Raw genomic sequence first — 15,310 nt, forward strand, 5'->3', positions numbered from 1 at the left:
AAAAAAATTGAGGATATTATAAAGGAAAGGGCGGAAAAACGAAAACGTTTGCGTATTTTGATGTAAAAAAAGATTGAACAAAATTGCTATTTGTGTAACTAATATGTAAAAATCAACAAAATTAATTTATAAATAGAATAATTGAGGTTCTTTGAAAGGCTTATTTTTACGTAGTATCGTGGCGATTGCCCTACTGCTTTGGGCAATAGATATGGTGTTTCCGTGGCAGCGGATTATGCAGTCGGAAGAAAACCATTACAGTGCGATTTTACAACAGAAAAAATTGACAGTGGGAACTATCAATAATTCGGTTTCATATTTTATCGGTTCGGAAGGACAATCCGGCTTGGAATATGAGCTTAGTCGTGCTTTTGCCGATTATTTGGGCGTGGGGCTTGATGTGAAAGTCATGAGTAATAGCGATGAATTGTTCGATGCGTTGGAAAATAATGATATTGATATTGCCGCCGCCAATTTATTATTTCAACCGCAAAAAGCCGATCGTTACCAAATCGGGCCGGCGTATTATTCCGCATCGTGGCAACTTGCCTATCGCAAAGGCGAAGTGAGACCGAAATCGTTGGGCGATATTAAAGGCAAATTAGCCATCATAAATGGCTCGGAACTGACCGCACTTTTGCAGGATGCCAAGTTGAAATATTCCGATTTGCAATGGACAACAGAGAAGTCGCTGAATCAAGAAGAATTATTGCTTAAAGTAGCGAATGGTCAACTGGATTATACTATTGCTAATTCCATTGATATTTCTGCCGTGCAACAAATTCGTCCGGAAATTGATGTGGCTTTCGATTTAACTGATGAATCTTCCGTGCATTGGTATTTGCCCACCAGTTCATACAGCGAGCTGCAATCGGCGTTGTTGGATTTTATGAATGGTGCTATTGAAAGCGGTTTGATCGCCCGTATTGAAGAAAAATATTTTAATCATTTCAGTAACTTCGATTATGTGGATACCCGTTCGTATTTACAGGCAATTGAGAAAATTCTGCCGAAATATCAACCGCACTTTGAGAAATATCGCGGCGATTTAGATTGGCGATTGCTGGCTGCTATTGCTTATCAGGAGTCGCATTGGGTGGAAGATGCCACATCACCTACCGGTGTTCGCGGTATTATGATGCTCACTAAAGATACGGCGGATCGCATGAAAATCACCAATCGAATCAATGCAGAGCAGAGTATTAAGGCCGGTGCGGGATATTTGCATTTGCTGATGAATCAAATGCCGGAAACCATTCCTCAGGAAGACCGTATTTGGTATGCGTTGGCGGCGTATAATATGGGCTTGGGACATTTATTGGATGTGCGGCGTTTAACTAAAGAGTTGGGCGGTGATCCCGATAATTGGCTAGATGTAAAGAAAAACTTACCGCTCTTGGCGGAAAAGAAATATTATAGTAAGCTCAAGTATGGCTACGCCCGTGGTTATGAGGCTTATCAATATGTGGAAAATATCCGTCGTTACATGAACAGTATTATGAATTATCACCGCGTGCAGGAAGAGCAGGCGAACACACAGGCTCATGTAACGACACAGACGGTAATTGCAGAGAGAAACGCAGAAATACCGGAAAATCAAGCAGTAATAAAATCGGAAACTGAAAATAAACAAATAAAAGCAGAGGAAAAGCAGGAGAATAAATAATGGCAAGACGTAAATCTTTTTTTAAACGAACAAAATCTCTGTCATTGCAAAGAAGAACAAGACGAATGCATCATATTAAGTATCGTAAATCATTGATTCTATCCCGTCATGCATTGCATTTTATGATGCAACAATAGAAGTAAACCTGAACTATGTTAAATAAAAAGAAGACTATTGTTGTTAAATTCGGAACTAGCACATTAACATCAGGCAGTCCGAAACTTGATCGTCCGCAAATGTTGGAAATCGTACGACAAATTGCTCAGTTACAAAAAGCGGACTTTAATATGGTGATTGTCACATCCGGTGCTATTGCTGCCGGTCGGGATTATCTCGGTCATCCGCAATTACCGCCGACTATTGCCTCAAAACAATTATTGGCTGCAGTCGGACAAAGCCAACTGATTCAAACTTGGGAGCAACTGTTTGATATTTATGGAATTCATATCGGGCAGATTTTATTAAGTCGTGCGGATATTGAAGATCGCGAACGTTTTTTAAATGCCCGCGATACATTGCATGCCTTGTTGGATAATAATATTATTCCAGTGATCAATGAAAATGATGCCGTGGCCACCGCCGAAATTAAAGTAGGCGATAACGATAATTTATCGGCATTAGTGGCAATTTTGGTGCAGGCGGATCAACTTTATTTATTGACGGATCAACAAGGGTTGTTTGACAGTGATCCCCGTTCAAATCCTGATGCCGAATTAATCAAGGTGGTGGATAAAGTCACCGATCATATCCGTTCTATTGCAGGCGGTAGCGGCACTAATTTAGGTACGGGCGGAATGATTACAAAAATTATCGCAGCAGATGTGGCAACCCGTTCCGGTATTGAAACCATTATCGCACCGGGCAGCCGCAATAATGTGATTACCGATCTTGCCCTGGGCGCTGAAATCGGGACAAAATTTACCGCACTTTCCGATCATTTGGAAAGCCGTAAGCAATGGCTGTTTGCCGCACCGAGAGTGGGTTTTCTGACGATTGATAAAGGTGCGGAAAGCGCACTGCTTAATCAGGGTAAATCGCTGCTTCCTGCCGGTATTGCTACGGTAGAAGGGCGTTTTTCCCGTGGCGAAGTGGTGATGATCCGCACTCAACAAGGTAAAAATATTGCACTGGGAATGCCGCGTTATAACAGCGATGCGTTACAACAAATCAAAGGCAAAAAATCACAAGATATTGAAAACATTCTCGGTTATGAATACGGTCCGGTCGCCATTCATCGAGATGATATGGTATTGTTGTGATTTGATGTCGCAGGTCGGGTATAAAAGAAAAGGATTAAGTTCATTGAACTTAATCCTCAGGCTGTTGACAAACCTTCTCCCGTTTACGGGAGAAGAGGGATAAAAATCCCACATTTTTGTCCATTACGCCCTTTTTTCATATAGTTTCTAAGTTCCTATGATTGCCCTAAGGTAAATCCGACGGCATCGTACACCTTACGTAATGTGGCTTCCGCCCGTTCATTGGCTTTTCTCGCCCCTTCTGCGGCGATTTTATTTAATAAGGCTTCATCGTTACGGAATTTCCAGAAGCGTTCTTGTAAACCACTCAGCATTTCGGATACACGTTCTGCTGTTTCGGTTTTTAAATGACCATACATTTTACCTTCAAATTCCGCTTCTAATTGAGTGATGGATTTACCTGTCACACCGGCAAGAATATCCAATAAGTTCGATACACCGGCTTTATTTACGCGGTCGTAACGAATAACCGGCGGTTCATCGGAATCCGTCACGGCACGTTTGATTTTTTTCGCTACGGCTTTCGGATCTTCCAATAAGCTAATCACATTATTGCGGTTATCGTCGGATTTCGACATTTTTTTCTCGGGATCTTGTAAAGACATCACGCGAGCACCGGATTTAGCAATAAATACTTCCGGCACTGCAAAAATATCGCCATATAAAGCATTGAAACGATTAGCAATATCGCGAGTAATTTCTAAGTGTTGTTTTTGGTCTTCACCCACCGGCACTTGGTTGGCCTGATAGAGTAAAATATCCGCGGCCATCAGCACGGGATAAGTAAATAAGCCGACGTTTACGTTATCGGCGTGGCGGGCAGACTTGTCTTTAAATTGAGTCATACGACCCATTTCACCGAAATAGGTGTAGCAATTCAGCACCCAAGCTAATTGCGTGTGAGCCGGTACGTGGGATTGAATGAAAATCGTGCTTTTTTCCGGATCGATACCGCAGGCCAAGTATAACGCTAACACATCAAGACTGGCTTTGCGTAGTGCTGCGGGGTCTTGCCGTACGGTGATGGCATGCAAATCTACGATACAATACAGGCAATCGTAATCGTCTTGCATTGCTACGAATTGACGCAATGCTCCCATGTAGTTACCGATAGTCAGTTCGCCGGACGGTTGTACGCCGCTGAATACAATAGGTTTTGTCATTTGAGTTCCTTATACAATTTTTAAAATATCGGCGAAATCGTCAAACACCCAGTCCGGGTTGGCTTCGCTGATAGGAATGTTGTAGTTGTAGCCGTAGGTTAAGCCCACTACCGGACAACCAGCGGAATGTGCCGCTAGAATATCATTTTTTGAGTCGCCCACAAATAACATTTGTTTCGGATAGATACCGAATTTGCCGAATAAATAATACATCGGCCCCGGATGCGGTTTAATGGCTGGCAGCGATTGGCCGCCTAGCATTTCGCTGAACAAATGATCGATTCCAAAAGCCGCCAATACCGGTTCTACGTGTTTAGTCGGTTTATTGGTGATCACGGCAAGAATATAGCCTTTTGCTTTTAATTGCTCTAAGGTTTCTTTTACGTTCGGGTATAACCGACTCACATTACAGAGATTTTCGCCGTAATATACGCCGAAACGGTATTTCAGCTGTTTGATTTCGTCATCATTAAGTGTTTTGCCCGATTCCGCTTTCGCCCAAGCCAACGCTTCACCGATTAAGATATCTGCTCCTTTGCCGATCCAGGTCATCACACGGTTTTCTTCTGCTTGCGGTAAACCGAATTCTGTCAAAGCCGAATTTACTGAAAGAGCCAAATCCGGTAGGCTGTTTACCAAGGTTCCGTCTAAATCGAAACCGATTACTTTAAATTGAGACATTTTATTTTTCCTTGTAATTTAAATAGTTACACCAAGTCACCACAGACTTTAGCAAGTTCTGCTCGCATTTCATCAATAACTTTTTGATAATTCGGTTGGTCGAAAATAGCGGAACCGGCGACAAACATATCCGCACCGGCACGGGCGATCTCGGCGATATTGTTAGTTTTCACACCGCCGTCCACTTCCAAACGAATATCAAAACCGCTTGCATCAATACGTTGACGGGCTTGTTTGAGTTTATCTAAGGTTGACGGGATAAAAGATTGTCCGCCGAATCCCGGATTAACGGACATTAATAAGATGATATCCACTTTATCCATTACATAATCCAAATAGCTTAGCGGTGTTGCCGGATTAAAAACCAGACCTGATTTGCATCCGCAATCGCGGATCAGCTGTAACGAACGGTCAATATGCTCACTGGCTTCCGGGTGGAAAGTAATATAGTTTGCACCGGCTTTTGCGAAATCCGGAATAATGCGATCAACCGGTTTCACCATCAAATGTACATCAATGGGGGCGGTGATACCGTAATCACGCAAAGCTTTGCAGACAGCCGGACCGAACGTTAAATTTGGCACATAATGGTTATCCATCACATCAAAATGAATCACATCCGCACCGGCAGCCAGTACTTGCCGCACATCATCGCCTAAACGAGCCAAATCCGCAGATAAAATAGACGGGGCAATTAAATAATTTTTCATAGTATCACCATTGATTTTGCTAAAAATAATGTCATGTAGTTTACTACTTAATGGGAAATTGGTAAAACGAAAGTGCGGTTCAATTTGGCAAGATTTTCGGTATTTGTTAAAATACTGTAAAATCTTACCGCACTTTATAGAAAAACAGGTTCATTATGGCACAATTTACTGAAATCAGCCCGCAGCAAGCGTGGCAGATGATGAATGACGAGAACGCCGTGTTAGTGGACGTGCGTGATGCCATGCATTTTCAATACAGCCGCCCGCAAAGGGCGTTTCATCTCACCAATCAAAGTTATGGCGAATTCCGGAATTTATATGATTATGATGATCCGATCATTGTCAGCTGCTATCACGGCATCAGCAGTCGAAACGTCGCACAGTTTTTAGTTGAACAGGGCTACGATAATGTGTTCAGCGTTATTGGTGGGTTTGAAGGCTGGCATCGGGCAGGATTGCCGATTGAAACGGCTTGTGTCTAAAATATTTTCTCCTACGGAAGTTTCTATAAATTTTTTAAAAAACGACCGCACTTTAGCTGTTTTCTTGTCTATCGTCTTGAATTGTCTTCCTGATAAATCTTTATTTTGAATATTAATATAAAAAATATAGGAAATATTGATTTTATTTTAAAAAATATCAAAGAAATTTAAGGAAACGTTGAGAAATAATACTATTTTTTATAGAATGGTTCTCTTTTATGATAATTAAGTTGATACAGGAAAAGAGTATTATGCAATTTAAAGAAATTAACCCATCTCCGCGTTTATTAATGTGTCCCGGCCCGACAGATGCGGATCCGCGTGTATTGCGTGCGATGTCTGCACCGATTTTAGGCCAATTTGATCCGGAATTTACCGCACTTATGACGGAAACCATGGAAATGGAACGTCGTTTATTCCAAACTAAAAATGAGCAAACTTATTTGGTGGATACGACTTCTCGCGGCGGTATTGAAACTGTGCTGACCGGTGCGATTTGCCCGGGGGATAAAGTATTAATTCCGGCATTCGGCCGTTTCGGTTATTTATTAAATGAGATCCTTGAGCGTAGCGGTGCGGACATCACCGTTATCGAAAGAGAATGGGGGACGGTTTTTGAGCCTGAAGAAATTGAAGCGGAATTAAAAAAAGGCGGTTATAAAGCCGTTGCGATTATTCACGGTGAAACGTCTACATCAATGATGCAACCGTTGGAAGATATCGGCCGTATCTGTAAACAATACGATGTGATGTTATTAGTCGATACCGTGGCTACTATCGGCGGTGTGGATATTCGTGTGGACGAATGGAATATTGATGCTTGTATCGGCGGTACGCAAAAATGTATTTCCGCACCATCGGGCACGGCATTGATTACTTATAACAAGCGTATTGAAGATATCGTGGCAAAACGTAAACGCGTTGAAAAAGGGATTCGCACGGATTCTGATATTGATGGTAAATTACCGCCGATTCCAAGCAATTATTTGGATTTGGCTCAATTACAGGATTATTGGAGCCCGCGTCGTTTGAATCATCATACGGAAGCGACAACGCATCAATATGGTGTGCATGAAGCATTACGGTGTATTTTGATGGAAGGTTTGGAAAATCGTTTTGCCCGTCATATTTTAAATGACAAAGCATTATGTGCCGGTCTTGATGCGATGGGATTGAAAATTTTCGGTGACAGAAAACACAAAGCGCCGGTAGTAACTGCGGTTGAAATTCCGCAAGGTATTAGCGGCCCGCAATTACGCAGTGGTATGCTGAATGATTTTGGTATTGAGGTTGCCACTTCATTTGGTCCGCTTGACGGCAAAGTAATTCGTATCGGTAATATGGGTTATTCCAGCCAAAAACGTAATATGTTGTTGACATTAGGTGCATTAGAAGCGGTATTATTAAACCATGGCGTGAAAGTGCCTGCAGGTGATGCTGTAGCCGCTGCGTTAGCGGTTTATCGTGATGCTGAAAAATAATTCGTATTGATTAAATTGAGTAAAAAAGGATTGTGTTGAAAGACGCAATCCTTTTTTACTTTGTTTAATATAGAATTATTCAGCGTTATTCATACTGCCCGAACCGATGGGAGCGATGATGTTGGTTGGGAAAAGTCAGTATATATTTTATGCCGTAAGATTATTTCTCAAAAATCGTTCCTTTACGGAAAGATTCCGCACTTTTTAGGGTTTTCATCAGAACGTAATAAGTTAAACCTGATGGAATTAAGCTGACATACCAAGATAGGTCCACGACAATAAGTGAACATAATGAACCTACCGCAATAGCAATAATGGCGGCCCGGTTAATACCTTTGAAGATACCTTGTTTATTGTAAACATCATTTACATTTAGTTTTCTGCCTCGCAAAATATAGTAGTCAACTACCATCACGGCAAAAATAGGGCCTAAGAAAGCCGAGTAGATTTTGATAAATAATGATAAGCCTTCGGCAGATTCGGCAGTCACCAGTTTCCATGGCATTACACACATAGAAAGAATACCCACTAAAATGGTAGCGTGTGACCATTTCATTTTGAAGGAATCCATTAAAATATAAGCCGGCGGTACGATATTGTTTAATACGTTAGTGGTGACTTGAGCGAAAGCGATGAATAATAAGGTAACTACTGTTAAGAATTTATTATCCATGGCTGTAGCAAAGACTTCTACCGGATCACTGTTGCCTGTTGCGGCCGTTACTAATAAGCCGATTAATCCCATAAATAGTGTTACCGGAAGAATAGATAATGTATAAATGCTACCCGTAGCAACAGGTCCTGTTTTATGGGTGACATGGCGGGCATAGTCGGAAGCATTCAGGATCATGGTGGAATAAATACCTAGGAATGCAGTAGTTGCCGCCCAGAAAGGCAAACCCCAAGACCCGGTGATTTCAGAGAATCGGTTGCCGATTTCTACGGAGAACTGTGTGTTCACAATATAAAGCATATAAGCTAAAATGCCGATCAAGAACACGCTGCAAATGTTTTCCAGCCATTTGATTCCAGTAAAGCCATTAATGGATAAAGCCACTTGAAGTGCGGTAAATAATACGTAAACAACGACAAGGTTATCAATACCGAATAGAATGTTTAAGCACATATTAATTGCACCGGCACCTACCCAGCTTTGGAAACCGAACCACACAATTGCCGGAATACCCCGTAATAAACCGGGGATTTTCACACCGGAAGTACCGAAACTGGTTCTTAACTGAATAGTAAACGGAATCCCGTATTTATGCCCGGCATTACCGATTAAGACCAAACCGATAGCGATGACCAGGCAACCGATAGACATGGCAATAATCGCTTGGCTGATGGTTAATGTACCGATGAGGCTTGCACCCATGGAGAATGTCCCGATAGATACACAGCCCCCTAAAAAGCTAGCGGCATAAGAAAGCGGATCCATAATACGTTTTGAAGTCGGCTGAAGATCGATATCCGTCTCTTTCGCCAATTCGGCGCTGAGTTCTTTGTTATCAATCATGTTATGCTCCTTTTGTGATAAGTTTACCGAAGCCTTTGCTATCAGTAAGTTGACCATTTTCAGCGATTACCTGACCGCGGACGATAGTACAAACCGGAAGCCCTTTGCCTGTTTTACCTACATAAGCAGACATTTTATTTACATAATGTAATGATTCGGCAGTGATTTCCCATTCTTGATTCGGATCTACAATAGTGAAATCCGCATCAAAACCAACGCGAATATCACCTTTTTGTCCGTAGATGCCGAAGGCTTTGGCCGGTAATTTAGCCATAGAATTAGCCAGCACCGTCGGACAAACCCCGCGTTTCACACAGCCTTCATAGAAGGCTACCTGGAAACAGCTTTGAATACCGCTGATACCGCCCCATACATCAAAGACGTTATTGATTTTTCGACCGAGAATTTCATTATATTTTTCATCATAAGAACAAGGTGAATGGTCACTCGCAATACCGCTAAATGTACCGTCAATCACATATTCCCATAATTTATCTACATCAGAAGATGAACGTAACGGCGGCGCACATTTAAATAAGGGGCCTTTTTCAATCACATCTTGTTCGCTGAAACATAAATAATGTGCACAGGTTTCCGCCGTGATGTCATAGCCTTGTTGTTGGGCTTCTTTGATACGCTGTGCTACATCTGGATGGCTGACATGGCAAATATGTGCTTTACAGCCGGTTGCTTTAGCGATTTCAATAATATCTACGGTGGCTAATATTTCCGCAATAAGCGGGCGAGAATCTAAAAATCCCTGCCAATCCAACCGCCCTTCGTTCTTAATACGTTGTTCCTGCCATTTGATGGTAGAAAAATCTTCGCAATGGAATCCGGCTCTGCCGTCAAATTTTTGAATACGTTGCATGGCTTCATAAGTTTGACCGTAGTTTAGCGATGCGTAATCCGGTGAAACCGGACCGATAAATGATTTAAAAGCCACACAACCTTTTTCATTTAAACCTTTTAAATCGTCTAAATTGGTTGGTACCAAACCGCCCCAGAAACAGTAATCAATATAAGCATTTGGCGAAACTTTTTCGATTTTTTTATCAAAAATAGCCGCATTGGTTAATGCGGGTTCATTTTGGAGCGGCATATCGATAACGGTTGTATAGCCGCCAATTGCTGCGGCAGCTGTACCATGTTCGTAGTCTTCCCGCCATTCATAACCGGGATCATTTAAATGGGCATGGGTATCAATGGCACCGGGAAAAATATAATTTCCGTTTACATTAATCGTTTTTCGTGCTTCCGGAATGTTGGCTGAATCGAGAATTGCGGCAATTTTACCGTCTTTTACGGCAATAGTGCCGTTGAATATGCTATCAGACAAAACAATTTTGCCATTGGTCAGTACAAGATCGAACATGTAATTACTCCTTATTGGTTATGGGTTTCCAGATTTCTGTTTAATGCTGCGTTTAATAAAATTATCTTATTTTTAATTTTATTTTAATAAAAAACCGATATATTTAAATTATTTAATAGATTAGTAATAAAGTAAATACCAAATAATGTATCGATACCGGAGGAATGTCCGATATTTTTAAACGATTGTAATAACTTTTGTTTTTGAACCAATGAGATTTGTTCGTCAACAGCGAAGAAATTAATGATAAATTCGGCATATTGATGTTGCAACGCACAATGTAAAAATGCCGCACTGATATCATTCGTTCGGTTTAACTGTTTTTCAATTTCTTCAGATAAGTGCTTGTAAAAAATAGTCTGCTGAAAACCCAGATTATATAAAGCGGCAAGCACGCCGCACAGGAAATCATCCCCGCTCGGCGTTAAGCCGATGCCTATACCGATAAGCTTCACTAAATAATAGGCGGCTTCTTGAAATGCTTTTTGTTGAAATGCATTGTGGGTCTGAGTTAAATAATGGTGAACGTTATCTAGTAGAAAATCGCGATGTTGCATACTGCATAATAATTGGCTTAACCCCGGTTTATCCGTTTGAGTTAATAGCTCAAAAGCCAAATTTTCATAAAAAAATGACCGCTCTTTTGCCGACACATTCGCTGTTAATGTGGAATTATAAATATAACATTGTGTGTCCGGCTTGAAATCAATTAATAAATGATCATTAACATGCCAGTTGAGTTGAGTGAATTGTCGTTCGGTTAATGAAGTCATTAAGCTTAGCGGAGAAAGTGGAGACAAATGAGTTTGCAGTGTGAATAATTGTTTATTAAATAAGAGATTAATACTATTGGAATAAATGGAATGTACTTGTGCAAATACGGGTTGTGTGTTTTTTAAATAATGCGATGCGTGAGTTGATGTGGAAATTATATGAAATTGTATAAAATTAGAGTTGTTTTGGTGTTTTTCCATAAAAGCCACACTTTTATTAAGTTTTTTATAAAATATTACATTAAATTTTCTGTTGTCTTAAATGTCGTTATCGTATATGTTATTGCCTATGGTCTCATTGATTGATGTCTCGTTAATCTACGTGCTGGAATTTATTTTGTCAAGTTCGATTATGATTCTTACTTATCTCTATGATAATAAATAAATTTAAGTCTTTTTGCGATTAAATATTCTATCTTGACCTACACTGATTTGTTTCACCATAAAGGTTCTATAAGGACGGTATATATGTATGATTTAGTCATCAAAAACGGAAAACTGGTTACCCCCGATCGGATTTATGAGGCGAATATTGCTGTGAAAAATGGTAAATTCGCCGCTTTTTTATCTGCGGATAGTGAAATTGAAGCCAAACAAGTGATCGATGCTAAAGGTAATTTGGTTTATCCGGGTATTATTGATTGTCACGCACATATGAATGAACCGGGTTTTAACTATCGTGAAGATTTTGAAACCGGTTCTCGTGCCGCAGTTTCAGCCGGATGTACCACTCTCATCGATATGCCTCTCAATAATGATCCTTCCTTAATTAATAAAGATGTTTTCAAACTCAAACATGACCGAATCAGCCAGCATTCCTATATTGACTTTGCACTGTGGGGCGGTATTGTGGGCGATTATGATGATAGTCCTGATTCCATTAAAAGCAATGTAAACGACTTAGCCGATCTTGAGGCTTGCGGCGTAGCGGCATTCAAAGGTTTTACTTGCCCGAACGGTGATCTGTTTCCTACGGTAAATTTAGGCAATGTGCGTAAAGCGCTGGAAATTTTAAAACCGTTTAATGCGTTATCCGGTTTTCACTGTGAAGAATTCGGTCAGGTGAAAGAGCGGGTTAAAGAGGCTAAGGCTAAACAAGGATTGACGGAGGAACAAAAAATTCGTGAATTTTTAGATGCTCATGATGTGTGGGTAGAATATGTGGCGACCAAAAATATTATTGATATGTCTCGTGCTACGGGCGGTCGCGTGCATATTTGTCATGTTACTCATCCAATGGTGGCTCAATTGGTTAAAGATGCCATTTATGAAGGTTTACCGGTGTCCGGTGAAACCTGTCCGCATTATCTCGGGTTTACCGAAGACTTTGTGTTTGAGCAAGGCGGCAAAGCAAAATGTACACCGCCATTACGTAAACGCGAAGATATGGAAAAACTTTGGGATTATGTATTAGACGGCACGTTATCTTGCATCGGTAGTGACCACTCACCGGCAGCGGATTATGAAAAAGACAATGCCACTAAAGATATTTGGCAGGCTTGGGGCGGTTTAAACAGTATTCAGTTCTTCTTACCGATGGTATTTGATATGGTGGTACATCAACGAAAATTCAGCCCGACTTTGATCGCTAAAGTGATGGGGTATAACCCGGCGAAGCTCTTTGGTTTGTATGGTCAAAAAGGGGCGTTTGAGCTAGGATTTGATGCGGATATCGTGATTGTCGATCCTGAAAAGGAATGGAAAGTGGAACAAGAGAAATTATTTACTAAAGGTCATGTGACTTGTTTCAACGGATTGACGGGTAAAGGGGCGGCAGTGTACACCATTATTCGCGGTAAAGTGGTTGCTGAAAATGGCGTTTATAAAGAAGACGCTATTGGTTATGGCAAATTTGTAAAACCTACACGTTAATGTTGGGAGAAAATTATTATGACGGATAAAACAGATTTATCGCCGATTCCGGCCCATAAACGGATTATGGGTTTACCTTCTTATCTCTTTTTATGGTTGGGGGGATGTGTATCCATCGGTACTTTTGCTTTAGGCTCAGGTCAGCTCGAAAAAGGTTTAAACTTAACCCAAGCCTTTACCGCTATGTTAATTGGTTCGTTGATTTTAATTGTATGCCTTTGTTTAAATGACCAATTCAGTTATAAAACCGGTGCACCTTATGCGGTTCAACTAAAAAGTGCTTTTGGTACCAAAGGTAATATTTTACCGGCAATGTTGCGTGGTTTGCCCGCGATAGTTTGGTATGGCGTACAAAGTTGGTTGGGCGGCTCCGCTATTAATCAAATCTCCATTTCTCTTTTTGATTACGATAATACCGTATTATTTTTCTTACTGTTTCAGTTATTGCAAATCATTATTTCTATGACGGGGTTTCACGGCTTAAAATGGTTGGAAAATATCGGTGCCTGTGTGATCGTTGCATCACTTGCCTATATGTTTTATGTGTGTATGAATAAATACGGCGGTGTGATCGAAGCCAATTTAATCAACAAGGAAGGTACTTGGGGCATTCCGTTTATTAGCGCGATTGTCGCGTTCTTTGGTGTGAATGTTACGGTAATGCTCAATGCCGGTGATTATGTGCGTGAGTTAAAACCGGGTTATTCATCCACAAAACGCGGGACTGTGTACTTCTTGGCAATGGTTCCGACCACAGTATTTATGGGGATTATCGGATTAATGATTTCCAGTGCTACCGGTATTGCAAACCCGATTAATGCGTTTGCACAAGCGGCGGATAATAAAGTGTTGGTAACCATCACATTAGTCTTTATTTTGTTTGCACAAATGACCACTAACTTGGCAAGTAACGTAATTCCACCGACTTACGCTTTAATGGATGCGTTTAAAATCAAACACAAAACTGCGGTTGTAGTAGTAGGTATTTTGGCTATTGCAACTTGTCCGTGGTTGCTTACATCAGATAAATCCGCTGCCGGTTTGGATATTTTCGTTTTATTATATACCGTATTCTTCAGCCCGATTTTTGCGGTATTGTTGGTGGACTACTACATCATGCACAAACGCAAAGTGGATATTGACGAACTTTATAATGAAGACGGTAATCGTCAAGGGGTGAACTGGGCGGCGATTGTTGCGATTTCCGTCGGTGCGGTTATCGGCTTGGTTAATGCGGATATTTCGTTCTTAACCGCCACGATTCCTAGCGGGATTGTGTATTATATTTGTATGAAAACGTTACCGTCATGCAAACGATTTAGAGAAGGCACTATTTTAGCGGAAAGTGCGGTCAAATAATTAAAAATTTTGTAGATCGGATTAGGCGTTAGCACTGATCCGATATATAACTAGTTAAATTAAGTTATTGATAAAATCAATGGTATGTTGTAATAATTCCGTAGTTTGTACCGCACTTTCATCGCGATCGAAATCATGCATCTCGGAAGACGCAATAAATCGTTGAACAGAATATTTATCACATAGTGCTTTAAATTCGGTAAATGGCACATCAGGATCACCGGTAGCATGGGTCAGAAACAGCGGTATATTGATCTTATCGCATAAACGTAAAGTGAAATCCGTATAAAAGAATTTATCTCGGCCTTGATAAAACAGCTCTTTCCATTTGCCGCTCTGACGGGCGTAAATATAAGCACTGTAATAGCCCTCCATCGGAGCGTGCGTAATAAGCGTATCGGCGTATAAGGTCGGGATGATTTCAGGCGTGATGTGAGGCATCTTCAAATAAGCGGAATTCGGGATTTCATACCAATGGTCGGTGAGAAACCCGTAACCGTAAAAAGAAATAATGCCATTGGGTTTGAAGTTGTCATCAGCATTAAATTTTGTGGCGGCCAATAGCGTTAAATAAGCACCGGCAGAACGTCCGAATAAGAAAAAAGGAAGCGATTCGTTATAGCTGTGGATGGAATCTAAAACCGATTGCAGAACTTCACCGATTTGAGCCTTCGGTGCTAACGGATAATCATAACAAAGCACTTGAAATCCTGCTTGAGTAAATGATTCTAAATGTAGCAAAGGGAGGTCGTTACGTGTACCATACAGTAACCCGCCGCCGTGAAAATATAAAATACTGGCTTTTGGAGGAATTTCACTGTCAATATATTTTGTCATCCGAATATCAGCAGTTTTGTTATTTATAGATATTTGATTTATTTGAATATCAATAGATTGCAACATAGTTATTTCCATAGATTCAATAATAGCGGTTCATTATAAGTAACTGTTATTGAAAGCACAAATAGTTAAA

General features: G+C 40.8%; 13 protein-coding genes. 6 read left to right on the forward strand and 7 right to left on the reverse strand.

The window, feature by feature from the left end; all coding sequences use genetic code 11:
* Positions 1-151 precede the first annotated feature (151 nt).
* Positions 152-1,666 (forward strand): membrane-bound lytic murein transglycosylase MltF, encoded by a 1,515-nt coding sequence (gene mltF, locus EDC44_RS03465; protein WP_131975428.1) that lies wholly within the window; start codon positions 152-154, stop codon positions 1,664-1,666.
* A 152-nt stretch (positions 1,667-1,818) separates the two neighbouring features.
* Positions 1,819-2,925 carry a glutamate 5-kinase gene (gene proB, locus EDC44_RS03470; RefSeq protein ID WP_131975430.1) on the forward strand — a complete coding sequence of 369 codons (1,107 nt, stop codon included), beginning with the start codon at positions 1,819-1,821 and terminating at the stop codon, positions 2,923-2,925.
* 155 nt (positions 2,926-3,080) lie between these two features.
* On the opposite strand, the gene trpS is transcribed toward proB, so the two are convergent.
* The 3 genes from trpS to rpe are packed head-to-tail and all read right to left on the reverse strand — an operon-like array spanning position 3,081 to position 5,479.
* On the reverse strand, positions 3,081-4,088 hold the full coding sequence (trpS, locus tag EDC44_RS03475; RefSeq protein ID WP_131975432.1) for a tryptophan--tRNA ligase: 1,008 nt from the start codon (positions 4,086-4,088) through the stop codon (positions 3,081-3,083).
* Positions 4,089-4,097: 9 nt separating this feature from the next.
* Entirely contained in the window at positions 4,098-4,769 is a 672-nt protein-coding gene (locus tag EDC44_RS03480; protein ID WP_131975434.1) for a phosphoglycolate phosphatase, read from the reverse strand.
* Between the two features lie 26 nt (positions 4,770-4,795).
* Positions 4,796-5,479 (reverse strand): ribulose-phosphate 3-epimerase, encoded by a 684-nt coding sequence (gene rpe / locus EDC44_RS03485; RefSeq protein ID WP_131975436.1) that lies wholly within the window; start codon positions 5,477-5,479, stop codon positions 4,796-4,798.
* A gap of 155 nt (positions 5,480-5,634) precedes the next feature.
* Between rpe and glpE the strand changes: the two genes are divergently transcribed.
* Both glpE and EDC44_RS03495 read left to right on the forward strand, forming a co-directional pair.
* Positions 5,635-5,961, forward strand: a complete 327-nt coding sequence (gene glpE, locus EDC44_RS03490) for a thiosulfate sulfurtransferase GlpE (protein WP_424276097.1) — start codon at positions 5,635-5,637, stop codon at positions 5,959-5,961.
* Positions 5,962-6,212: 251 nt separating this feature from the next.
* Positions 6,213-7,442, forward strand: a complete 1,230-nt coding sequence (locus EDC44_RS03495) for a pyridoxal-phosphate-dependent aminotransferase family protein (protein WP_131975440.1) — start codon at positions 6,213-6,215, stop codon at positions 7,440-7,442.
* Positions 7,443-7,602: 160 nt separating this feature from the next.
* On the opposite strand, the gene EDC44_RS03500 is transcribed toward EDC44_RS03495, so the two are convergent.
* The 3 genes from EDC44_RS03500 to EDC44_RS03510 all read right to left on the reverse strand — a co-directional run bounded on the left by EDC44_RS03500 (position 7,603) and on the right by EDC44_RS03510 (position 11,106).
* The gene (locus EDC44_RS03500) at positions 7,603-8,958 is read right to left on the reverse strand and encodes an NCS1 family transporter (RefSeq protein ID WP_131975442.1); all 1,356 of its coding nucleotides are present in this window, start codon (positions 8,956-8,958) and stop codon (positions 7,603-7,605) included.
* 1 nt (position 8,959) lies between these two features.
* Positions 8,960-10,333 (reverse strand): allantoinase AllB, encoded by a 1,374-nt coding sequence (gene allB / locus EDC44_RS03505; protein ID WP_131975444.1) that lies wholly within the window; start codon positions 10,331-10,333, stop codon positions 8,960-8,962.
* 83 nt (positions 10,334-10,416) lie between these two features.
* Positions 10,417-11,106, reverse strand: coding sequence for an oxamate carbamoyltransferase subunit AllH family protein (locus EDC44_RS03510; RefSeq protein WP_165870222.1), 690 nt, complete (start codon positions 11,104-11,106; stop codon positions 10,417-10,419).
* Positions 11,107-11,574: 468 nt separating this feature from the next.
* On the opposite strand from EDC44_RS03510, the gene allB (EDC44_RS03515) reads away from it, so the two are divergent.
* Entirely contained in the window at positions 11,575-12,978 is a 1,404-nt protein-coding gene (gene allB, locus EDC44_RS03515; protein ID WP_131975448.1) for an allantoinase AllB, read from the forward strand.
* A gap of 18 nt (positions 12,979-12,996) precedes the next feature.
* Entirely contained in the window at positions 12,997-14,337 is a 1,341-nt protein-coding gene (locus EDC44_RS03520) for an NCS1 family transporter (RefSeq protein WP_131975450.1), read from the forward strand.
* A 54-nt stretch (positions 14,338-14,391) separates the two neighbouring features.
* Here the strand turns inward: EDC44_RS03520 and EDC44_RS03525 are convergent, their stop codons facing one another.
* On the reverse strand, positions 14,392-15,240 hold the full coding sequence (locus EDC44_RS03525) for an alpha/beta hydrolase fold domain-containing protein (RefSeq protein ID WP_131975452.1): 849 nt from the start codon (positions 15,238-15,240) through the stop codon (positions 14,392-14,394).
* Positions 15,241-15,310 lie beyond the last annotated feature (70 nt).

Source organism: Cricetibacter osteomyelitidis, from assembly GCF_004340985.1.
GTDB lineage: Bacteria > Pseudomonadota > Gammaproteobacteria > Enterobacterales > Pasteurellaceae > Cricetibacter > Cricetibacter osteomyelitidis.

Bases quoted from the DNA above. Each gene is read 5' to 3' on its own strand.
- EDC44_RS03520 (WP_131975450.1), top strand. From the start codon at position 12,997: ATGACGGATAAAACAGATTTATCGCCGATTCCGGCCCATAAACGGATT.
- EDC44_RS03500 (WP_131975442.1), bottom strand. From the start codon at position 8,958: ATGATTGATAACAAAGAACTCAGCGCCGAATTGGCGAAAGAGACGGAT.
- proB (WP_131975430.1), top strand. From the start codon at position 1,819: ATGTTAAATAAAAAGAAGACTATTGTTGTTAAATTCGGAACTAGCACA.
- glpE (WP_424276097.1), top strand. From the start codon at position 5,635: ATGGCACAATTTACTGAAATCAGCCCGCAGCAAGCGTGGCAGATGATG.
- trpS (WP_131975432.1), bottom strand. From the start codon at position 4,088: ATGACAAAACCTATTGTATTCAGCGGCGTACAACCGTCCGGCGAACTG.
- EDC44_RS03495 (WP_131975440.1), top strand. From the start codon at position 6,213: ATGCAATTTAAAGAAATTAACCCATCTCCGCGTTTATTAATGTGTCCC.
- EDC44_RS03480 (WP_131975434.1), bottom strand. From the start codon at position 4,769: ATGTCTCAATTTAAAGTAATCGGTTTCGATTTAGACGGAACCTTGGTA.
- EDC44_RS03510 (WP_165870222.1), bottom strand. From the start codon at position 11,106: ATGACTTCATTAACCGAACGACAATTCACTCAACTCAACTGGCATGTT.
- rpe (WP_131975436.1), bottom strand. From the start codon at position 5,479: ATGAAAAATTATTTAATTGCCCCGTCTATTTTATCTGCGGATTTGGCT.
- allB (WP_131975448.1), top strand. From the start codon at position 11,575: ATGTATGATTTAGTCATCAAAAACGGAAAACTGGTTACCCCCGATCGG.
- allB (WP_131975444.1), bottom strand. From the start codon at position 10,333: ATGTTCGATCTTGTACTGACCAATGGCAAAATTGTTTTGTCTGATAGC.
- EDC44_RS03525 (WP_131975452.1), bottom strand. From the start codon at position 15,240: ATGTTGCAATCTATTGATATTCAAATAAATCAAATATCTATAAATAAC.